This window comes from Trabulsiella guamensis ATCC 49490 (assembly GCF_000734965.1).
Classification (GTDB): domain Bacteria; phylum Pseudomonadota; class Gammaproteobacteria; order Enterobacterales; family Enterobacteriaceae; genus Trabulsiella; species Trabulsiella guamensis.
The window spans coordinates 18532-39636 of the sequence record NZ_JMTB01000113.1; the positions used below are offsets into that span (position 1 = coordinate 18532).

Sequence of the window (21105 nt, forward strand, 5' to 3'; positions counted from 1 at the left end):
AAAACAGAAAACCCCGCCGGAGCGAGGTTTTCGTACAATCCACTAAAATTATTTGATTTTAGCTTCTTTGTAAAGAACGTGCTGACGGACCACTGGATCGAATTTTTTCAGTTCCAGTTTTTCCGGCTTAGTACGTTTGTTCTTCGTGGTGGTATAGAAGTGACCAGTACCAGCAGAAGAAACCAGCTTGATCTTCTCACGAATACCTTTAGCCATGATTTATTTCCTCTTTAAGTACTTAGTACTTTTCGCCACGGGCACGCAGTTCAGACAGAACTGTATCGATGCCTTTCTTATCGATTACACGCATACCTTTAGCAGATACACGCAGGGTGACAAAACGCTTCTCGCTCTCAACCCAGAAACGGTGAGAGTGCAGGTTCGGCAGGAAACGGCGTTTAGTCGCGTTCAGTGCGTGGGAACGGTTGTTACCGGTCACCGGACGCTTGCCAGTAACTTGGCAGACTCGGGACATGTCTATTCTCCAAAAATCAAATTAGCTCGAGCTTCGTATGGGGTATTGGCGCCTCGTCAGGCTGTAAAGCCCAGTCATGGCGGTTCTTAGTGAACCCCCGATTGCCAGGCCCAAATGCCAAACCCGAGATTCTCAAAGGTGGCGTAGTATACGCTGAGTCGGCGGTGTGCTCAAGTCCCGAACAGACAAAGATCCCGATGGATCGCGCGATCGGCGTTAAATCCAGCCGCGCTCTGCAAAAGAAACCGACTCCCCATGACCAATAACCAGATGGTCGAGAACGCGTATGTCCATGAAATAACAGCATTTCATGATTTCTTTGGTGATTATTCTATCCGCTTTGCTCGGTTCTGCCAAACCAGAAGGATGATTATGGGCAAGGATCAGCGACGACGCGTTCACTTTGATGGCTTCTCGTACAATTTCCCGAGGATAAACCTCGACATGGCTGAGCGTCCCGGCAAAAAGGCGGCTGTGTTTTATCACCCGGTTCTGGTTATCAAGAAAGATCACCAGGAAGATCTCACGCTCTTCATCCGCCAGCTGACTTTGCAGAAATTCCCGCACCATGTCCGTGCTGGAGAGTGAAATTTCTTTCTGTACTCGCGTGTTGTAGTAGCGCTTCGCCAGCTCAGCAATCCCTTTCAGTTGGGCATAGGTGGCGACGCCCATGCCGTATACCTCGGTAATTTCCTTTCTTTCCGCCGACAATAAACCATAGAGCGAGCCAAAATGTTGCAGCAACTCCAGTGACCAGCTCAGTACATCCTTCCCGCGTGTCCCGGTCCGTAAAAAGAGTGCCAGCAACTCAACATCTGATAGCGCTTCAATGCCGCTACGCAGCATTTTTTCCCGCGGCATGGCGTATTCCATTGATTCCATTATTGCTCCTTTATCTCCTTGCGCCACAGCGTGGCACACTCCGCCTCGTTCGCCGAGAGGCTTCTTTCCGTCTTGCGTAGCGCCTCGCAAAGTGGAGCCGCCACAAGCGCACGACCTCGAAAGGATTGTGATAAAATGTCCCACTCTGGTTTACCCCAACAGGAAAGAATCATGATGAGCCTGGCCGGTAAGAAAATCGTTCTTGGCGTGAGCGGCGGTATCGCGGCTTATAAAGCGCCTGAACTGGTGCGTCGTCTTCGCGAACGCGGCGCTGAGGTGCGCGTCGCTATGACTGACGCGGCAAAAGCGTTTATCACGCCGATGAGTCTGCAGGCGGTGTCGGGTTATCCGGTGTCCGACAGCCTGTTGGATCCGGCTGCCGAAGCCGCCATGGGCCACATTGAGCTTGGTAAGTGGGCTGATCTGGTTATCCTCGCGCCAGCCACGGCCGATTTAATTGCCCGCATCGCCGCAGGCATGGCTAACGATCTGGTTTCGACGATTTGTCTGGCGACGCCGTCGCCGGTGGCAATCGTTCCGGCAATGAACCAGCAGATGTATCGCGCTGCCGCCACACAGCACAATCTCAGCGTGCTGGCTTCACGCGGCGTTTTGCTGTGGGGCCCTGACAGCGGTAGTCAGGCGTGTGGTGACGTTGGCCCGGGCCGGATGCTCGACCCGTTGACGATTGTCGACATGGCTGCCGCACATTTCTCGCCTGTCAACGATCTGCAACATCTCAACATCATGATTACCGCGGGTCCAACCCGCGAGCCGCTGGATCCAGTACGTTACATTACCAATCACAGCTCCGGTAAAATGGGGTTTGCGATTGCCGCTGCGGCGGCGAAACGAGGTGCGAATGTGACGCTAATCAGCGGCCCTGTATCGTTGCCTACCCCGCCGTTTGTGCAACGGGTAGATGTCACGACAGCGCTGGAAATGGAAGCCGCCGTGCAGGCGTCGGTGCAAAATCAACAGATTTTTATCGGCTGTGCCGCCGTTGCCGACTATCGTGCCGCTACCATTGCTGATGCGAAAATTAAAAAGCAGGGCGACGAATTAACAATAAAAATGGTGAAAAACCCTGATATTGTGGCAGGTGTGGCCGCACTGACCCACCACCGCCCCTTTGTCGTAGGATTTGCCGCAGAAACGAATAATGTGGAAGAATACGCGCGGCAAAAACGCGTCCGTAAAAACCTCGATTTGATTTGTGCCAATGATGTATCACAAGAAAATCAAGGCTTTAACAGTGACAGCAACGCATTGCATCTTTTCTGGCAAGAAGGAGATAAACGCCTGCCGCTTGAGCGTAAGGAACTCCTGGGCCAACTATTACTGGACGAGATCGTTACCCGTTATGATGAAAAAAATCGACGTTAAGATTCTGGACCCGCGCATTGGCGAACAGTTCCCACTGCCGACCTATGCCACCTCCGGCTCCGCTGGACTTGATCTGCGAGCCTGTCTCGACGACGCCGTAGAGCTGGCGCCAGGTGCCACTACGCTGCTGCCGACCGGTCTGGCTATTCATATCGCCGATCCATCGCTGGCGGCGGTGATTCTGCCGCGCTCAGGCCTTGGTCATAAGCACGGTATCGTACTGGGCAACCTGGTCGGCCTGATCGATTCCGATTATCAAGGGCAACTGATGGTTTCCGTGTGGAACCGCGGCCAGAGCAGCTTCACTATCCAGCCAGGCGAGCGTGTCGCACAAATGGTCTTTGTGCCCGTGGTACAGGCAGAGTTTAATCTGGTGGAAGCGTTCGACGAGAGTGATCGCGGCGAAGGTGGTTTCGGCCATTCCGGGCGCCACTAAACAACCACGCCCCACAGCGTAATAATGCTAAAACAAGCCGCAAACAGTCGTTTGCGGTCGCTGTGTGGATGGCTGCCCGGTAACTGTTTATTTTTCAGGGGTATTTTAGAACATGGCAGAAAAGCAAACTGCGAAAAGGAACCGTCGCGAAGAAATACTTCAATCTCTGGCACTCATGCTGGAATCCAGCGATGGCAGTCAACGTATTACAACGGCAAAACTGGCTGCGTCTGTGGGCGTGTCCGAAGCGGCGTTGTATCGTCATTTTCCCAGCAAAACCCGCATGTTCGATAGCCTCATTGAGTTTATCGAAGACAGTCTGACAACCCGCATCAACCTAATCATGAAGGATGAAAAAGACACCGCCGCGCGCGTGCGACTTATCGTGCTGCTGGTGCTCGGCTTTGGGGAACGTAATCCGGGGCTTACCCGTATTCTCACCGGCCATGCGCTGATGTTTGAACAGGACAGGTTGCAGGGAAGGATCAATCAGCTTTTCGAACGCATTGAATCGCAGTTGCGCCAGGTGCTGAGAGAAAAGCGTATGCGCGAAGGTGAGGGGTATCAGACTGACGAAACGCTGCTGGCGAGCCTGTTGCTGGCATATTGTGAAGGGATGCTCTCTCGTTTTGTACGCAGCGAATTCAAATACCGCCCGACGGACGACTTTGACGCCCGCTGGCCGCTCCTCGCCGCACAACTGCAGTAATCACTGGCCCGGTAAGCACTTGCCACCGGGCAGTTTCTGTTCCGCTTATACGCCAAACGCTTCGCGATACGCACGTACCTTAGCCAGATGCTCCGCCATTTCCGGCTTTTCTTCCAGATAAGCAATCAGATCTTTCAAGGTGATGATGGAAATTACATGACAGCCGTAATCGCGCTCGACCTCCTGAATCGCGGAAATATCTGCACGACCACGTTCCTGACGATCCAGTGAAATCAGTACGCCAGCCAGCGTCGCACCGTGGGCCTGAATAATCTCCATGGACTCGCGAATCGCCGTGCCTGCAGTGATCACATCATCCACCAGCATTACACGGCCTTGTAACGGGCTGCCGACCAGGGTTCCACCTTCACCGTGGTCTTTGGCTTCTTTGCGGTTAAAGCAGTACGGATAGTCACGGTCATGGTGTTCTGCCAGCGCAACAGCCGTTGTGGTGGCGATGGGGATCCCTTTGTAAGCCGGCCCGAACAGCAGATCAAAATCGATACCGGAATCCACTAACGCTTCCGCATAGAAACGGCCTAACAGTGCCAGATCGCGCCCGGTATTAAACAGCCCGGCGTTGAAGAAATAGGGGCTCTTGCGCCCGGATTTCAGCGTAAACTCGCCAAACTTCAGTACCTGCTTGTTAAGCGCAAATTCAATAAACTGGCGCTGATATAGTTTCATGGATTCGCTCCTCATCTCACTTAATGACAGACAAAAAAAAGGGCGACTACGTCGCCCTGAAATCAATTTTCTAACGCCGCTTTCTGCGTCGCTACAATAGATTCGATTCCCCCTCTGGCCAGCGCCAGCAAGGTGAGAAGTTCTTCGTGAGTGAACGGCTCGCCTTCGGCCGTGCCCTGCACCTCAATGATGCGCCCGTCTTCAGTCATCACTACGTTCATGTCGGTTTCTGCGGCGGAATCTTCAACATACTCCAGATCGCAGACGGCAGCGCCATCCACGATGCCGACAGAGACGGCGGCCACCATCCCTTTCATCGGGTTAGTTTTGAGTTTGCCCGCGGCTACCAGCTTATTCAACGCATCCGCCAGCGCCACGCAGGCCCCAGTGATAGACGCAGTGCGGGTGCCGCCATCAGCCTGGATGACATCGCAATCGAGAGTAATGGTGAACTCGCCCAGCGTTTTCAGATCCACCGCCGCACGCAGCGCACGGGCGATTAGTCGCTGGATTTCCATGGTACGACCGCCCTGTTTGCCTTTGGCGGCTTCACGGGCGTTACGGGTGTGGGTCGCACGTGGCAGCATGCCGTATTCGGCAGTGATCCAGCCCTGGCCCTGGCCTTTCAGAAAACGTGGAACACCTTCTTCGATCGAGGCGGTACACAATACTTTGGTGTCGCCAAATTCGACAAGCACGGAGCCTTCAGCGTGTTTTGTATAGTTACGGGTCAGGGTTACGGGGCGCACCTGATGAGCGCTACGACCTGCTGGACGCATGATGTTTTTCTCCGGCGTGAAACCAATGTGGCTGCGCATTATACGGATTAAACGCGCTTATTCCTATCCCGTGCGGCCCCGGAAAGCTATAATCCCCCCATCTCTCCGACAAAAAACGGGAACGTCTATGATCCGCAGTATGACCGCCTATGCCCGGCGTGAAATCAAGGGTGAGTGGGGCACTGCCGCGTGGGAACTGCGCTCGGTAAACCAACGTTATCTGGAAACCTATTTTCGTCTGCCGGAACAGTTCCGCAGCCTTGAGCCGGTGGTGCGTGAGCGCCTCCGCGCCCGCCTGACACGCGGAAAAATCGAATGTAACCTGCGGTTTGAGCCTGATGCCAGCGCGCAAGGGGAGTTAATCCTCAATGAAAAACTGGCTAAACAGTTGGTCAGTGCCGCCAACTGGGTCAAAATGCAGAGCGATGAAGGTGAAATCGATCCGGTCGATATACTACGCTGGCCTGGCGTAATGGCAGCGCAGGAGCAGGATCTGGACGCTATCGCGGCGGAGATCCTCACGGCGCTTGACGGTACGCTGGACGACTTCATTGTCGCCCGCGAAACGGAAGGTCAGGCGCTGAAAGCGCTGATCGAACAGCGCCTGGAAGGCGTAAGTACAGAAGTGGGTAAAGTCCGTGCGCATATGCCTGAAATTCTGCAGTGGCAACGCGACCGTCTGGTGGCGAAGCTGGAAGAGGCGGAAGTACAACTGGAAAACAACCGTCTGGAGCAGGAACTGGTACTGATGGCGCAGCGTATCGACGTTGCCGAAGAGCTGGATCGCCTGGAAGCACACGTGAAGGAAACCTATAACATCCTGAAGAAGAAAGAAGCGGTCGGCCGCCGTCTCGACTTCATGATGCAGGAATTCAACCGCGAATCGAACACGCTGGCCTCGAAATCCATCAATGCGGAAGTGACCAATTCCGCCATCGAACTGAAAGTGCTGATCGAACAAATGCGCGAGCAGATTCAAAATATCGAGTAGGATTCAGGTACGTTCAGAATATAAATCATCATCATCGCTAAGTCCGCATCATCGCGGACTTTTTAACTTCTGCATTAAACCACCCGGCAAAATACATTAGAAATACTTATCCGAAATACCTCGCGTTAGAAAATCTCAATCGTGAGCGCGTGCACAAAACGCTAAGCTGCCGCCATCGTTGACGGGGGCAAGCATGCTGCTACATATTCTCTATTTAATTGGTATCACCGCGGAAGCCATGACCGGGGCGCTGGCCGCAGGTCGTCGCCGTATGGATACCTTTGGTGTCATTATTATTGCTACTGCGACCGCCCTCGGTGGAGGTTCCGTCCGCGACATCCTGCTGGGACACTACCCGCTGGGTTGGGTTAAACATCCTGAATACGTCATTATCGTGGCCACCGCTGCCGTGTTAACTACCATTTTCGCCCCCGTGATGCCGCACCTTCGCCGGCTTTTTCTGCTGCTGGACGCGCTGGGCCTGGTGGTGTTTTCCATCATCGGCGCACAAATCGCGTTGGATATGGGCGAAGGCCCGGTCATCGCAACCATCGCTGCCGTTGTCACTGGTGTGTTTGGCGGTGTACTGCGCGACATGTTCTGCAAACGCATCCCGCTGGTCTTTCAGAAAGAGCTGTATGCGGGGGTTTCGTTTGCTTCTGCGGTGTTGTACATCGCACTGCAGCATTATGTCAGCAGCCACGACGTAGTGGTGATTTCTACCTTGCTGTTCGGTTTTACCGCCCGACTGCTGGCGCTGCGCCTGAAACTGGGCTTGCCCGTGTTTGACTACAAACACAACGCTCACTGAGCCGAAAAACCCGCTATCTTCTGCTCACTGAGCCATGTCGCGAGCTGACCTGTCGCTTCGTTGCGAAGCCACTGGCGAATTTGCGTTGCCCGCTGAGCCCCGGTACCGGGGAGTGTTCGCCAGTCTGACTCGCTTTTCGCCACGAGTTGTACCCAGTTAATATCCGCAATGCTGTTCAGCGTCTCCTGACTGAGCGGGATCCCCATCGCCGCTATCCAGCGCCGGAAAGGCTGACTGCGGGCGAGGTTAAAGCGATGCCACAACTGTGCCCCCCGGACGGCAGTTAACCCTGGCGTGGCCTGCAACTGCTCCTGCGTCAGTGCCAGCCAGGAAAAGAGATGGTTGAAATGATGAGCACGGTGCAATGTCTGCCAGGTGGCCGCGCCGATGCTGTCGATATCCAGCGCATGTGGCGAGCTGCTCCAGACCAGTCGAGACAAAAACTGCGCTTCACACTCAGGTGTTGAGAAGTAGCAGGTTAATGGCGTAAAACGCGCGACAGGCGGTTCGGGTTTGTGGCGTTCAGCGCTTCGCCAGACTACGCTGTCAATCCGTGGAATGCCCTGTCCGGCAAGGCTTACCTGTACCTGATCGCCCGGCGCGAGATCCAGATGCTTCCAGCGATTCACTGAGCCAATATTCACTCGCTGCACACGCTTATCGTCCAGTTGTACCGGCTCAAGCTGCGCAACGACGGCGATTTTTCCGGTGCGACCGACCGTAAAATTGACCGCTTTCACCTCGGCTAACTGCGCCACGGGAGCATATTTCCACGCCACTATCCAGTTTTCCTGCCCCGGTAACCAGTGCTTACCAGAAGGTTCCGACGCCGCTCTGACCACCACGCCATCCGTCACAAACGGTAGCGGTGAGCTAAACCAGTGCTCGCGCTGCGCTGTAACCTGCGCCACTGTGGTAACGGGCAGGGTGTACTGAGAAACCCAGTCAAAACCGGCGTCTCGAAGCAACGTCAGGCGTTGATTCATGTTTTTCGGGCCATCCGGCCAGGCCCAGACGAACAGCGAGAGTGCCTGCAACGAGGCTGGCGTGCTTTTACGCATCATCGCGCCTGCCACTTTCGCCCGGGCGTTCATGCCGCCCATTTGCTTCTGAATGTGCCCGTCGCGCCGCAAAAACAGCTCACCCTGTAATACGCTATTCGCCAGCTCGCCGGTGACTGTCTGCGGTACTGCGGGGATGAGCCTGACGCGCGCAGTCCAGTCTTCCCCTTTTAAGCCGTCACCCCGGCTGATGGCCTGAACCAGCTTGCCCGCGCGATACACCAGCGTCACGGCAACACCGTCGACTTTTGGCTGGATCCATAACGCCGATTTGCCTTTCATCCACCCGGAGAGGGCGGCGGCATCAGGTAGTTTTTTCACGCCGGTATGGGCGACAGGATGAACGACGCCTTTTTCCAGTAGCGGCGGCGCAAGCTCAGCAGAAGCATCTTTACCAAAACAACGCCGCCACTGCGCCAGACGCGCGGATAACTGATCGTAAACCGCGTCGTTTACCCCGCTGGCACCCTGTGACCAGTAAGCGTCGTTCCACTGGGTTATCTGCCCACTCAATCGCGCAATCTCCTCGTCAGCCCTTGCGGTTGACCAGACGGGACACGCCGCGCTCGTTGAACCACAGACCATTAATACCAGCAGCCATCCCCATTTCGCCATTGTTGCGCCTCCGTTCAAAAGTATTCCCGCAGATTTAACGCCTTGATTTCTTTTATGGCGATGCGCGATGTTTAACGTTGCGAAGCGGATTCCAGCGTTTTGCCGTTGTTGCAGCAACTGACAAGGAAATCAGGAAAACGGCGCGTAAAATGCAATTAACCGCAGTAAAAAGTGTGACAAAGGCTACGTCACCCGAGCGCGGCGTGTATAATAGGCTCGTATGTAGACTTCTCTCGATAACCACATACAAAAGACTCTCATGGCTCAAGGCACGCTATATATTGTTTCTGCCCCCAGTGGCGCGGGTAAATCCAGCCTGATTCAGGCGCTGTTAAAAACCCAACCGTTGTATGACACCCAGGTATCTGTTTCGCATACCACGCGCGCGCCGCGTCCGGGTGAAGTGCACGGCGAACATTATTACTTCATCAATCATGATGAATTTCGTCATATGATTGGCAAAGACGCGTTTCTTGAGCACGCAGAGGTTTTTGGTAACTATTACGGCACCTCTCGTGAAACCATCGAGCAGGTATTAGCCTCTGGCGTAGACGTATTCCTGGATATCGACTGGCAAGGCGCACTGCAAATTCGCCAGAAAATGCCAAACGCACGGAGTATTTTTATTCTGCCGCCCTCGAAAGAGGAACTGGATCGCCGGTTGCGTGGACGCGGTCAGGATAGCGAAGAGGTGATTGCAAAACGTATGGCGCAGGCAGTTGCAGAAATGAGCCATTACGCGGAATATGATTACCTTATTGTGAACGATGATTTCGACACCGCGTTGGGCGATCTGAAAACCATCATTCGCGCTGAACGTCTGCGCATGAGCCGCCAAAAGCAGCGACATGACGCTTTAATCAGCAAACTATTGGCAGACTGAACCCACTTTCAGTATCATGCCCAGTCATTTCTTCACCTGTGGAGCATTTTAAGTATGGCACGCGTAACTGTTCAGGACGCTGTAGAGAAAATTGGTAACCGTTTTGACCTGGTACTGGTCGCCGCGCGTCGCGCTCGTCAGATGCAGGTAGGCGGTAAAGATCCGCTGGTACCGGAAGAAAACGATAAAACCACCGTTATCGCGCTGCGCGAAATCGAAGAAGGCCTGATTAACAACCAGATCCTCGACGTACGTGAGCGCCAGGAGCAGCAAGAGCAGGAAGCCGCAGAACTGCAGGCCGTTACCGCCATTGCTGAAGGTCGTCGTTAATTAAACCTGCGGGTCGCCCTTGTATCTGTTTGAAAGCCTGAATCAGCTGATTCAAACTTACCTGCCTGAAGATCAAATCAAGCGTCTTCAGCAGGCGTATCTCGTTGCACGTGATGCTCACGAGGGCCAGACACGTTCAAGCGGTGAACCCTATATCACGCACCCGGTGGCGGTAGCCTGTATCCTGGCCGAGATGAAACTCGACTACGAAACGCTGATGGCTGCCCTGCTGCATGACGTGATTGAAGATACCCCCGCCACCTACCAGGATATGGAACAGCTGTTTGGCAAAAGCGTTGCTGAACTGGTGGAAGGGGTGTCGAAACTGGATAAACTCAAGTTTCGCGACAAGAAAGAGGCGCAAGCCGAAAACTTTCGCAAGATGATTATGGCGATGGTGCAGGATATCCGCGTCATTCTCATCAAGCTCGCTGACCGCACCCATAATATGCGCACGCTGGGCTCCCTCCGCCCGGACAAGCGCCGCCGAATTGCCCGTGAAACCCTCGAAATCTATAGTCCGCTGGCACACCGTTTAGGTATTCATCACATTAAAACTGAGCTCGAAGAGCTGGGTTTTGAAGCGTTGTACCCGAACCGCTATCGCGTGATTAAAGAGGTGGTGAAAGCCGCGCGCGGCAACCGTAAAGAGATGATCCAGAAAATCCTCTCTGAAATCGAAGGGCGTTTGCAGGAGGCCGGCATTCCCTGTCGTGTGAGCGGGCGTGAGAAGCATCTGTACTCCATCTACTGCAAAATGGTGCTGAAAGAGCAGCGTTTTCACTCCATCATGGATATCTACGCGTTCCGCGTAATTGTTCATGATCCGGATACCTGCTACCGCGTACTCGGTCAGATGCACAGCCTGTACAAACCCCGTCCGGGACGAGTCAAAGACTATATCGCCATTCCGAAGGCGAACGGTTATCAGTCTTTGCATACCTCAATGATTGGACCGCACGGCGTGCCGGTTGAGGTCCAGATCCGTACCGAAGACATGGATCAAATGGCGGAAATGGGGGTCGCGGCGCACTGGGCTTATAAAGAACATGGCGGCGAAAGCAGCACCACCGCGCAAATTCGCGCCCAGCGCTGGATGCAGAGTCTGCTTGAACTCCAGCAAAGCGCAGGTAGTTCGTTTGAGTTTATCGAGAGCGTAAAATCTGATCTCTTCCCGGATGAGATTTATGTTTTCACACCGGAAGGCCGCATTGTCGAATTGCCGGCAGGCGCGACGCCGGTCGACTTCGCCTATGCAGTACATACTGATATTGGTCATGCCTGTGTTGGCGCGCGTGTCGATCGCCAGCCTTATCCACTGTCGCAGTCGCTTTCCAGTGGTCAGACCGTAGAAATTATCACCGCCCCTGGCGCGCGTCCGAATGCTGCCTGGCTGAACTTTGTCGTGAGTTCGAAAGCGCGCGCTAAAATTCGCCAGTTGCTGAAAAACCTTAAGCGTGATGATTCTGTCAGCCTGGGGCGTCGTCTGCTTAACCATGCGTTAGGCGGCAGCCGCAAGCTGGCCGAAATCCCGCAAGAGAACATTCAACGCGAGCTTGATCGCATGAAGCTGGCAAGCCTTGACGATCTGCTGGCGGAAATCGGCCTCGGCAACGCGATGAGCGTCGTAGTCGCGAAAAACCTGTTGCAGGGCGAAACTGCAACAGCCGCACCATCGACTGCGCAGGGACACGGACATCTGCCGATTAAAGGCGCGGATGGCGTGCTGATCACCTTCGCCAAGTGCTGTCGCCCGATTCCCGGCGATCCGATCATCGCTCACGTCAGCCCTGGCAAAGGGCTGGTGATCCACCATGAATCCTGCCGTAACATCCGTGGCTACCAGAAAGAACCAGAGAAATTCATGGCGGTAGAGTGGGATAAAGAAACCGAGCAGGAGTTCATCACCGAAATTAAGGTGGATATGTTCAACCACCAGGGTGCGCTGGCAAACCTGACGGCGGCAATCAACACCGCGTCGTCCAATATTCAGAGTCTGAATACGGAAGAAAAAGACGGCCGCGTATACAGCGCGTTTATCCGTCTGACCGCCCGCGATCGCGTCCATCTGGCAAATATCATGCGTAAAATTCGCGTGATGCCAGACGTGATTAAAGTCACCCGTAACCGAAACTAGAAACATGAATCAAAAACGTTATGAGCGCATTTGTGAAATGCTCGCCCGACGCCAGCCTGATCTGACGGTCTGCATGGAGCAGGTGCACAAACCTCATAATGTCTCCGCGATTATCCGCACTGCCGACGCAGTTGGTGTGCATGAAGTACATGCGATCTGGCCTGGCAACCGCATGCGTACCATGGCATCCACGGCGGCGGGCAGCAACAGCTGGGTCAGCGTCAAAACACACCCGACGATTGACGACGCCGTTACACACCTGAAAGCGCGCGGCATGCAGGTGCTGGCAACGCACCTTTCAGGGAAAGCCGTCGATTTTCGCGATATCGATTACACCCGCCCGACCTGCATTCTGATGGGGCAGGAGAAAACCGGGATCAGCCAGCAAGCGCTGACGCTGGCGGACCAGGAGATCATCATTCCGATGATCGGCATGGTGCAGTCGCTCAATGTCTCCGTCGCCTCTGCGTTAATTCTCTACGAAGCGCAGCGCCAGCGTCAGAACGCCGGTATGTACGAACGTGACAACAGCATGCTGCCGGAAGAGGAACAACAGCGTTTGCTGTTTGAAGGTGGTTATCCGGTGCTGGCGCGCGTCGCGAAACGCAAAAAATTGCCCTACCCTCACGTGAATGCGTCCGGCGATATCGAAGCCGATGCGGCGTGGTGGGCCACGATGCAGGCAGCGAGATAAGCCATGGGCGGCCGTCTGCTGGATGCCGTTCCGCTGAGTTCGCTCACCGGCGTTGGCGCGGCGCAGACCAGTAAGCTCGCGAAAATCGGCCTGCATACCGTGCAGGATTTACTCCTGCATCTGCCGCTGCGTTACGAAGACCGCACCCAACTTTATCCCATTAACGACCTGCTCCCCGGCGTCTATGCGACCGTGGAAGGTGAAGTGCTGAACTGCAACATCTCGTTTGGTGGTCGTCGCATGATGACCTGCCAGATCAGCGACGGCACTGGCATTCTCACCATGCGTTTTTTCAACTTCAACGCAGCGATGAAAAACAGCCTTGCGACCGGGCGTCGTGTGCTGGCCTATGGTGAAGCCAAACGCGGCAAATATGGCGCGGAAATGATCCACCCGGAATACCGCGTGCAGGGCGATCTCAGCACACCAGAGCTGCAGGAAACGCTGACGCCGGTTTACCCGACGACAGAAGGCGTCAGGCAGGCAACGCTGCGCAAGCTCACTGACCAGGCCCTGGATTTGCTCGACACCTGCGCTATTGCCGAGCTACTGCCGCCCGATCTGGCGCAAGGAATGATGAGCCTGCCCGAAGCGCTGCGCACGCTGCATCGTCCACCGCCGACCATGCAACTGAGCGACCTTGAAACCGGGCAACACCCGGCGCAACAGCGCCTGATTCTCGAAGAGCTGCTGGCGCATAACCTGAGCATGCTGGCGCTACGCGCGGGCGCTCAGCGCTATCACGCTCAGCCACTCAGCCCGAAAGATGATTTGAAAAACCAGTTGCTGGCCGCGCTGCCGTTTAAACCTACCGGCGCGCAGGAACGTGTGGTCGCGGAAATCGAACGCGATATGGCGTTGGATATACCGATGATGCGTCTGGTGCAGGGCGATGTCGGTTCCGGGAAAACGCTGGTTGCCGCGCTGGCTGCGCTGCGGGCGATTAGTCATGGTAATCAGGTGGCGCTGATGGCGCCGACGGAGCTGCTCGCAGAGCAGCACGCCAACAACTTCCGCAACTGGTTTGCTCCGCTCGGCGTTGAAGTCGGCTGGCTGGCTGGCAAACAAAAAGGCAAAGCGCGTATTGCACAGCAAGAGGCCATCGCCAGCGGGCAGGTGCAGATGGTTGTAGGTACTCACGCTATTTTTCAGGAACAGGTGCAGTTCAACGGACTGGCGCTGGTGATCATCGACGAACAGCACCGTTTCGGCGTGCATCAGCGGCTGGCGTTGTGGGAAAAAGGCCAGCAGCAGGGTTTTCACCCGCATCAGTTGATCATGACCGCGACGCCAATTCCACGCACCCTGGCAATGACCGCCTATGCCGATCTCGACACATCTGTTATCGACGAGCTCCCTCCCGGGCGTACACCGGTGTCAACTGTCGCCATCCCGGATACGCGCCGCCATGAAATTATCGACCGCGTGCGCCATGCCGGTACCGCTGAAGGGCGTCAGGCGTACTGGGTTTGTACGCTTATTGAAGAGTCAGAGTTACTGGAAGCCCAGGCGGCAGAAGCCACCTGGGAAGAACTCAGACTGGCGCTGCCGGAGCTGAAAATCGGACTGGTGCATGGTCGCATGAAGCCTGCCGAGAAGCAGGACGTCATGCAGGCGTTTAAACAGGGCGACCTGCAACTGCTGGTGGCAACGACGGTCATTGAAGTGGGCGTGGACGTCCCTAACGCCAGCCTGATGATCATTGAAAACCCGGAGCGGCTTGGTCTTGCGCAACTCCATCAGTTGCGTGGGCGTGTCGGGCGCGGCGCAGTGGCCTCCCATTGCGTCCTGCTCTACAAATCGCCACTGTCGAAAACCGCGCAAAAGCGTTTGCAGGTGCTGCGCGACAGCAACGATGGCTTTGTGATTGCCCAGAAAGACCTGGAGATCCGCGGTCCCGGCGAATTGCTCGGTACGCGTCAGACCGGCAACGCCGAGTTTAAAGTCGCTGACCTGCTGCGCGATCAGGGCATGATCCCCGACGTTCAGCGCATCGCCCGTCATATTCATGAACGTTATCCGGCACAGGCGCAGGCGCTGATCGAACGCTGGATGCCGGAAACAGAACGCTATTCCAACGCGTAGCCCCTCCGACGGAGCGGGCTTCGCTAATTTTTCCTCTGAAGAGTTTGCTATGAAACGAGAACTTGCCATCGAATTTTCACGCGTCACCGAAGCCGCTGCGCTGGCGGGCTATAAGTGGCTGGGTCGTGGTGATAAAAACACGGCGGACGGTGCGGCGGTCAACGCCATGCGCATCATGCTGAACCAGGTCAATATCGACGGCACCATCGTGATTGGCGAAGGTGAGATCGACGAAGCTCCCATGCTCTATATCGGCGAGAAAGTCGGTACCGGTAAAGGCGACGCAGTCGATATCGCCGTTGATCCGATTGAAGGTACCCGTATGACCGCGATGGGTCAGGCCAACGCGCTGGCGGTGCTGGCGGTTGGGGATAAAGGCACCTTCCTCAACGCGCCTGATATGTATATGGAAAAGTTGATCGTCGGCCCTGGCGCGAAAGGCGTTATCGACCTTAATCTGCCGCTGGCGAATAACCTGCGTAACGTCGCCGCTGCACTCAATAAGCCGCTCAGTGAGCTTACCGTGACCATTCTGGCAAAACCCCGCCATGACGCGGTTATTGCGCATATGCAACAGCTTGGCGTACGCGTTTTTGCTATTCCTGACGGTGATGTTGCCGCCTCTATTCTCACCTGTATGCCGGACAGTGAAGTGGACGTACTGTATGGCATCGGCGGCGCGCCGGAAGGCGTGGTCTCTGCTGCAGTGATCCGCGCACTCGACGGCGATATGCACGGCCGCCTGCTGCCTCGTCATGAGGTAAAAGGCGATAACGACGAAAACCGTCGGATCGGTGAAAACGAGCTGGCGCGTTGTAAAGCGATGGGGATCGCCGCGAATCAGGTATTGCAACTGAGCGATATGGCGCGCAACGACAACGTGATTTTCTCCGCTACCGGCATCACCAAAGGTGATCTTCTGGACGGTATCAGCCGTAAGGGCAATATCGCCACCACTGAAACCCTGCTCATCCGTGGGAAATCACGCACCATACGCCGCATTCAGTCCATTCATTATCTTGACCGTAAAGACCCGGACGTGCAGCGCCATATCCTGTAACCCATTTGTCTGATTGAGCTTTCCGGCCCTGCGGGGCTGGAAATCTGCGCGCTGAGTGACGAAGATAAGGTATCGCATCAGAACAGGAGAAGATTATGGCGGACTGGGTTACTGGCAAAGTGGCGAAGGTGGAGTACTGGACCGATGCACTGTTTAGTCTTACCGTCCATGCGCCTGTTCAGCCATTCACCGCCGGGCAGTTCACCAAACTGGGGCTGGAGATCGACGGCGAACGCGTCCAGCGTGCCTACTCCTATGTTAATGCGCCCGCCAACCCGGATCTTGAGTTTTATCTCGTCACCGTCCCCGATGGCAAACTGAGCCCGCGCCTGGCGGCCCTGAAGCCTGGCGATGACATCCAGTTGGTCAGCGAAGCCGCAGGATTCTTTGTGCTCAACGAAGTACCCGACTGCGAAACGCTGTGGATGCTGGCAACCGGTACCGCCCTTGGCCCGTATCTTTCTATTTTGCAGGACGGCAACGATCTCGATCGCTTTAAAAACCTGGTGCTGGTTCATGCGGTACGTTACGCCGCGGATTTAAGCTATCTGCCGCTAATGCTCGAACTGCAAAAGCGCTATGAAGGGAAGTTGCGGATCCAGACGGTGGTGAGTCGCGAAACGCTGTCCGGATCGCTGACCGGGCGCATTCCGGCACTGATTGAAAGCGGTCAACTGGAAGCGGCGACTGGCCTGCCGATGACAGCCGAGACCAGCCACGTGATGCTGTGCGGGAACCCGCAAATGGTGCGCGATACCCAGCAATTACTGAAAGATACCCGGCAAATGACCAAACATCTGCGTCGCCGACCGGGTCATATGACCGCCGAACACTACTGGTGATCAGCGGTATTTCACATCCTGCGTCTCTTTACCGTATTTATTCTCGCCCTGGGTGCCCACAAACGCGCCCAGGTCAATCAGCATCATCACAATAATCAGCGTCGGAATAAAACGGCCCACGCCCCACTGCCAGACGCCAGGCAGCATGACCCAGTTCCCGGCAAGCAGCATCCACGCAAGGATCATCAGCAACGCCCAGAGCCCGGATTTCCCGCGATCATGCAGCCGTTTGACGGTAACGGCCGCCGTCGGCCATAACAGGCAGACAAGGGCGAACGCCGCGGTTTGCAGGCTCAGCCAGTTGCTACCCGCAAGGGTAAACAGCACTATCATCGCCAGGATCCAGATGCCTATCCAGATCCAAAAATCGCGGCGCCCGATACGCCCCTTAATTGAAAAAAGCCACTGCTGTAGGGTCATTTCCCATTCCTTATTCTCATCGTGGCGCGTAGTTTACCCTGGTAACGTCTCTTTTTGACAAGCCGGGCGCTTCCCGTTTTAATCGTCAGCAAAGGATCCGAGGATGGTAAGATGAAAAAGTGGATATCGCTGTGTTTGTTAACGCTTGCCGTCACACTGGCAAGCTATCGCGTATTGTCGGCCGAAGCGCCGGCAATCACGACGGCACCGTACCTGTTGCCAGGTGCGCCCACGTTCGATCTCTCCATCAGTCAGTTCCGGGAAAAATTTAACACTGACAATCCCACCCTCGCGCTTAACGAATTTCGCGCCATTGGCGGCAGCCGCGACCAGCTCAACCTCACCCGCGCCGCCACGAAAATTAACGAAAACCTGTACGCCTCTACCGCTCTTGAGCGCGGTACGCTGAAAATAAAGTCCATGCAGGTTACCTGGCTGCCCATTCAGGGGCCAGAAAAGAAGGCTGCCAGAGATAAAGCGCTGGAATACATGGCCGCCCTCATCCGCACCTTTACCCCGACGCTGACGAAACCACAAAGTCTGCAAAAGTTGCAAAAACTGCTGACGCTCGGTAAAGGCAAGCACTACTACGCCGCCGCGGAAGGCGCGATTCGCTATGTGGTGGCAGATAACGGTGAAAAAGGGCTGACCTTCGCTGTTGAACCGATTAAGCTGGCGCTATCTGAGACCCTCGAGAACAACAATAAATGATAAAAAGCAAAGCCATCGGGGCCATCAATCTCTATACTGTTTCACAGACCATGCTGCCCTGAGGGGCGGCCATATTCCTTAATTCGCTTTTGTAGCGTGGAGAATTGAAATGCGACATCCTTTAGTGATGGGTAACTGGAAACTGAACGGCAGCCGCCACATGGTTAACGAGCTGATTGCGAACCTGCGTAAAGAGCTGGCAGGCGTGACTGGCTGTGACGTAGCTATCGCTCCGCCGGAAATGTACCTTGATCTGGCGAAACAAGCCGCTGCGGGTAGCCACATCATCCTTGGCGCGCAGAACGTTGACGTTAACCTGTCCGGCGCATTCACCGGTGAAACCTCCGCTGAAATGCTGAAAGATATCGGCGCGAAATACATCATCATCGGCCACTCTGAGCGTCGCACCTACCACAAAGAATCCGACGAGTTCGTCGCCAAAAAATTTGCTGTACTGAAAGAGCAGGGTCTGACCCCGGTATTGTGCATCGGTGAAACCGAAGCAGAAAACGAAGCGGGCAAAACCGAAGAAGTGTGCGCACGCCAGATTGACGCCGTACTGAAAACGCAGGGCGCTTCCGCTTTTGAAGGCGCGGTTATCGCTTACGAACCTGTCTGGGCGATCGGTACCGGCAAATCTGCCACTCCGGCGCAGGCGCAGGCCGTGCATAAATTCATCCGTGACCACATTGCGAAAGCTGACGCGAAAATCGCTCAGCAGGTCATCATCCAGTACGGCGGTTCTGTTAACGCGTCTAACGCGGCAGAACTGTTCACTCAGCCGGACATCGACGGCGCGCTGGTTGGCGGCGCATCCCTGAAAGCAGACGCTTTCGCGGTGATTGTTAAAGCAGCAGAAGCGGCAAAACAGGCGTAATGCTGATGTGGCGGGTGGCGCTTCGCTTACCCGCCCAACAAAACCACTACAACTGACCCAACACCCTGAACCACAGATAATCCAGCGGCAGCAGTATCAGATAGCTCGCTAACGCCAGCGCCACGCACAACAACATTCCCGCCCGCGCAGGTACTTTCCCTAACCCCATCGCCACGACAATCGGCGACGCCTGATAAGGCAGCAGCGGTGTGGAATATCCCAGCACCTGAATCATGATCACGCTTAACAGCGGGAACCCGGTGGCATCGGAAAAGCTCTGCGCAAACGTCGTATACAGCGCTGGTACGCCGTTAGCAGTCATGATGAAGTTCAGCGCCGTGGTGATCCCGGTCAACGCCAGAAAGCTGACGAACGGGCGTTGCGGGTCAAGCGGCATCACCTTCAACAGCGCACCGCCCACCGCATCGCCAATACCGGTTTGTGTAACGATAATGGCAAGGCCGAGGATCCCGGCAACGTAAATGCAGGTGCGAATATTCACGCCAGTCGAGAACTCTTCCCCGCTGATAAATCCGATGCGCGGCAAGAGCGTCACACAGGCGGCGGCAAGCCCGGTCCATGCGGGGCCAATGCCATGCCAGCTCTCGGTGACCCACAGGGTCAGCACCACTGTGAGCATCCAGGCCAGCCGCTTTTCGTCTGCGCTCATCGGTGGCGGTGGCGTCAGCTCGCGCGGTGCATGCGGCTTGCCCGGGAACAGCCAGCAAATCAGGCCTATCAGGATCATGCCTTTCAGCCACCCCAGCACGGGCGTATGCAGCAACAGATAAGGTACGTAGTTGAGATGAATGCCGTAGGAGCCTTCCGCCGCCCCGCTCATCACCAGATTCGGCACGTTTGCCGGCAGAATGGTGGCTGAAAGCTGGAAGGTACCGAAACCGACCGCCAGCGCCAGCCCGTACCAGGCACGGGTGTTTTCATGGATACCGGCGCGGGCCGCCATGGCCGCCACTACCGGCATTAACAACGCAATGCGGCCCATATTCGACGGCATGACAAACGCCAGCGCATAACTGAGCAAGACCACGCTCGCCACCATTTGCAGCCAGGAGTCGGTCAGCCGCGCTGACAGCGCACGCGCCGCACGGTCAGCCAGCCCGGTCTTACGAATGGCAATGCCTAAAACAAATCCGCTGAACACCAGCCAGAAGGCAGAAGAGGCGAAGCCGCCGAAAATCATCTCTGCCGGGGCGATTTTTGCCATCATCGCCACCGTAAAGAACAGCAACGCGGTGATGAATTCAGGCAATAGCGATGTCGCCCACAGCAGGATGGTGACGCCAACTATCAGGGATGGAAGAAACAGAGGGTGTGAAAGCCAGGACATGCCTGTCTCCTGTCGTTTTTTTCAGCAAGGATACGACGACAGGAGAGACAGGTAAATGCCGGTGTTAGCAGGTTATTGCAGAATATCGCATTGATGATCCTGAATTTCTTCCGAAGATGCCAGATTCAGCGCCAGCAAATTGCGCTCGGTGGCAAGCAACACGAAGGTACCGTCGCTCTGCTGCGCCATCGCCAGCGCAAAACGCCCCATATGGTCGCGCGCTTGCGGCACCTCTTCCGCCAGCATCAGGAACGGGCTGCGCTGCGCCAGTTCGGTTTCCGTCACCCGCCGCGCCAGATATTCATGGCCCATCAGTCCGTCCGGCAGCGGCAGCCAGCGCGTGCTGATCGACGCCATATCGCCGTTAAGCTGGTCGCGGACGTCTTTCCGCAGACAGGAAATATGAATATGGAAATGGTTCTGCGTCCGGCCGATACGCGAGTTGATCGCCAGCGAGACGGCTTCGTCCGGCACCGGCGCGCCGTGACGCTTACTCAGCATGCTACGCCCCTGCCACGCCTGCCAGAAAAAGTTCGGCGTGCGTGGATCGAGCAGCAACGGGCTTTCGGTGCCGTTAATGCGGTACGTTGGCATCAACAGATACTGCAACGGGCCGTTGCGATCCTTGAACAGAACATAGCCACCCTGCAGATTCACCTCGTCACAGGGCGCGGTCGGCTGCTGCTGTTGCGCTTTGGGCACACATTCGCCTAACACCTTGTCACGCAGCACATCGGGGTTACCGGAATGCAGCCAGAACCAGCCGCCAGCGATGACAGCCACTACGATAATCAGCAGCACCAGCAATATACGTCGTATTCTTCTCATTGTGCTTTCTCTGGTTGAATGCGAACCGGAAGAGTACAGCATAATGATGACCAAATAA

At 55.6% G+C, this 21105-nt stretch carries 23 protein-coding genes; 14 read left to right on the top strand and 9 right to left on the bottom strand.

The window, feature by feature from the left end:
- Positions 1-48 precede the first annotated feature (48 nt).
- From rpmG to radC, 3 genes are all read right to left on the bottom strand, one after another.
- Positions 49-216, bottom strand: a complete 168-nt coding sequence (gene rpmG, locus GTGU_RS19400; protein ID WP_003024094.1) for a 50S ribosomal protein L33 — start codon at positions 214-216, stop codon at positions 49-51.
- A gap of 22 nt (positions 217-238) precedes the next feature.
- Complete coding sequence (rpmB, locus tag GTGU_RS19405; RefSeq protein WP_002436699.1) at positions 239-475, bottom strand: 50S ribosomal protein L28; 237 nt, start codon at positions 473-475, stop codon at positions 239-241.
- Between the two features lie 216 nt (positions 476-691).
- Positions 692-1357, bottom strand: a complete 666-nt coding sequence (gene radC / locus GTGU_RS19410) for a RadC family protein (RefSeq protein ID WP_038161100.1) — start codon at positions 1355-1357, stop codon at positions 692-694.
- Between the two features lie 174 nt (positions 1358-1531).
- Here radC and coaBC point away from each other — a divergent pair, with 174 nt between their 5' ends.
- From coaBC to slmA, 3 genes are all read left to right on the top strand, one after another.
- Positions 1532-2743 (top strand): bifunctional phosphopantothenoylcysteine decarboxylase/phosphopantothenate--cysteine ligase CoaBC, encoded by a 1212-nt coding sequence (gene coaBC / locus GTGU_RS19415; RefSeq protein WP_038161377.1) that lies wholly within the window; start codon positions 1532-1534, stop codon positions 2741-2743.
- A complete protein-coding gene (gene dut, locus GTGU_RS19420; protein ID WP_038161103.1) occupies positions 2721-3179 on the top strand; it encodes a dUTP diphosphatase in 459 nt (152 codons plus the stop codon). The genes coaBC and dut overlap by 23 nt, the downstream gene beginning before the upstream one ends.
- 112 nt (positions 3180-3291) lie before the next feature.
- Entirely contained in the window at positions 3292-3888 is a 597-nt protein-coding gene (slmA, locus tag GTGU_RS19425) for a nucleoid occlusion factor SlmA (protein WP_038161106.1), read from the top strand.
- Between the two features lie 45 nt (positions 3889-3933).
- Here the strand turns inward: slmA and pyrE are convergent, their stop codons facing one another.
- On the bottom strand, positions 3934-4575 hold the full coding sequence (pyrE, locus tag GTGU_RS19430) for an orotate phosphoribosyltransferase (RefSeq protein WP_038161109.1): 642 nt from the start codon (positions 4573-4575) through the stop codon (positions 3934-3936).
- A gap of 62 nt (positions 4576-4637) precedes the next feature.
- Complete coding sequence (gene rph / locus GTGU_RS19435) at positions 4638-5354, bottom strand: ribonuclease PH (RefSeq protein ID WP_038161379.1); 717 nt, start codon at positions 5352-5354, stop codon at positions 4638-4640.
- A 127-nt stretch (positions 5355-5481) separates the two neighbouring features.
- On the opposite strand from rph, the gene GTGU_RS19440 reads away from it, so the two are divergent.
- Both GTGU_RS19440 and GTGU_RS19445 read left to right on the top strand, forming a co-directional pair.
- A complete protein-coding gene (locus GTGU_RS19440; RefSeq protein ID WP_038161112.1) occupies positions 5482-6345 on the top strand; it encodes a YicC/YloC family endoribonuclease in 864 nt (287 codons plus the stop codon).
- Positions 6346-6538: 193 nt separating this feature from the next.
- A complete protein-coding gene (locus GTGU_RS19445) occupies positions 6539-7156 on the top strand; it encodes a trimeric intracellular cation channel family protein (protein ID WP_038161115.1) in 618 nt (205 codons plus the stop codon).
- Here the strand turns inward: GTGU_RS19445 and ligB are convergent.
- Entirely contained in the window at positions 7150-8832 is a 1683-nt protein-coding gene (gene ligB / locus GTGU_RS19450) for an NAD-dependent DNA ligase LigB (RefSeq protein ID WP_038161118.1), read from the bottom strand. The two genes, GTGU_RS19445 and ligB, sit on opposite strands and share 7 nt — an antisense overlap.
- A 259-nt stretch (positions 8833-9091) precedes the next feature.
- Between ligB and gmk the strand changes: the two genes are divergently transcribed.
- The 7 genes from gmk to fpr all read left to right on the top strand — a co-directional run bounded on the left by gmk (position 9092) and on the right by fpr (position 16863).
- The gene (gene gmk / locus GTGU_RS19455) at positions 9092-9715 is read left to right on the top strand and encodes a guanylate kinase (RefSeq protein ID WP_038161121.1); all 624 of its coding nucleotides are present in this window, start codon (positions 9092-9094) and stop codon (positions 9713-9715) included.
- 54 nt (positions 9716-9769) lie between these two features.
- Positions 9770-10045: a DNA-directed RNA polymerase subunit omega gene (gene rpoZ / locus GTGU_RS19460; protein ID WP_000135058.1), complete on the top strand. Its 276-nt coding sequence runs from the start codon at positions 9770-9772 to the stop codon at positions 10043-10045.
- Between the two features lie 19 nt (positions 10046-10064).
- Positions 10065-12182, top strand: coding sequence for a bifunctional GTP diphosphokinase/guanosine-3',5'-bis pyrophosphate 3'-pyrophosphohydrolase (spoT, locus tag GTGU_RS19465; RefSeq protein WP_038161128.1), 2118 nt, complete (start codon positions 10065-10067; stop codon positions 12180-12182).
- Positions 12183-12186: 4 nt separating this feature from the next.
- Complete coding sequence (gene trmH, locus GTGU_RS19470) at positions 12187-12876, top strand: tRNA (guanosine(18)-2'-O)-methyltransferase TrmH (protein ID WP_038161130.1); 690 nt, start codon at positions 12187-12189, stop codon at positions 12874-12876.
- A 3-nt stretch (positions 12877-12879) separates the two neighbouring features.
- Positions 12880-14961: an ATP-dependent DNA helicase RecG gene (gene recG / locus GTGU_RS19475; protein ID WP_038161133.1), complete on the top strand. Its 2082-nt coding sequence runs from the start codon at positions 12880-12882 to the stop codon at positions 14959-14961.
- A 49-nt stretch (positions 14962-15010) separates the two neighbouring features.
- Positions 15011-16021, top strand: coding sequence for a class II fructose-bisphosphatase (gene glpX / locus GTGU_RS19480; RefSeq protein WP_038161136.1), 1011 nt, complete (start codon positions 15011-15013; stop codon positions 16019-16021).
- Between the two features lie 95 nt (positions 16022-16116).
- On the top strand, positions 16117-16863 hold the full coding sequence (gene fpr, locus GTGU_RS19485; RefSeq protein WP_038161139.1) for a ferredoxin--NADP(+) reductase: 747 nt from the start codon (positions 16117-16119) through the stop codon (positions 16861-16863).
- On the opposite strand, the gene GTGU_RS19490 is transcribed toward fpr, so the two are convergent.
- Positions 16864-17283 carry a DUF805 domain-containing protein gene (locus GTGU_RS19490; RefSeq protein ID WP_038161141.1) on the bottom strand — a complete coding sequence of 140 codons (420 nt, stop codon included), beginning with the start codon at positions 17281-17283 and terminating at the stop codon, positions 16864-16866.
- A gap of 111 nt (positions 17284-17394) precedes the next feature.
- Between GTGU_RS19490 and GTGU_RS19495 the strand changes: the two genes are divergently transcribed.
- Positions 17395-17994 carry a DUF1454 family protein gene (locus GTGU_RS19495; protein WP_038161142.1) on the top strand — a complete coding sequence of 200 codons (600 nt, stop codon included), beginning with the start codon at positions 17395-17397 and terminating at the stop codon, positions 17992-17994.
- Positions 17995-18103: 109 nt separating this feature from the next.
- Positions 18104-18871, top strand: a complete 768-nt coding sequence (tpiA, locus tag GTGU_RS19500) for a triose-phosphate isomerase (RefSeq protein ID WP_038161145.1) — start codon at positions 18104-18106, stop codon at positions 18869-18871.
- A gap of 46 nt (positions 18872-18917) precedes the next feature.
- On the opposite strand, the gene GTGU_RS19505 is transcribed toward tpiA, so the two are convergent.
- Positions 18918-20219, bottom strand: coding sequence for an SLC13 family permease (locus tag GTGU_RS19505; protein WP_038161148.1), 1302 nt, complete (start codon positions 20217-20219; stop codon positions 18918-18920).
- A 72-nt stretch (positions 20220-20291) separates the two neighbouring features.
- Positions 20292-21047: a CDP-diacylglycerol diphosphatase gene (locus GTGU_RS19510; protein ID WP_038161151.1), complete on the bottom strand. Its 756-nt coding sequence runs from the start codon at positions 21045-21047 to the stop codon at positions 20292-20294.
- Between the last annotated feature and the right edge of the window lie 58 nt (positions 21048-21105).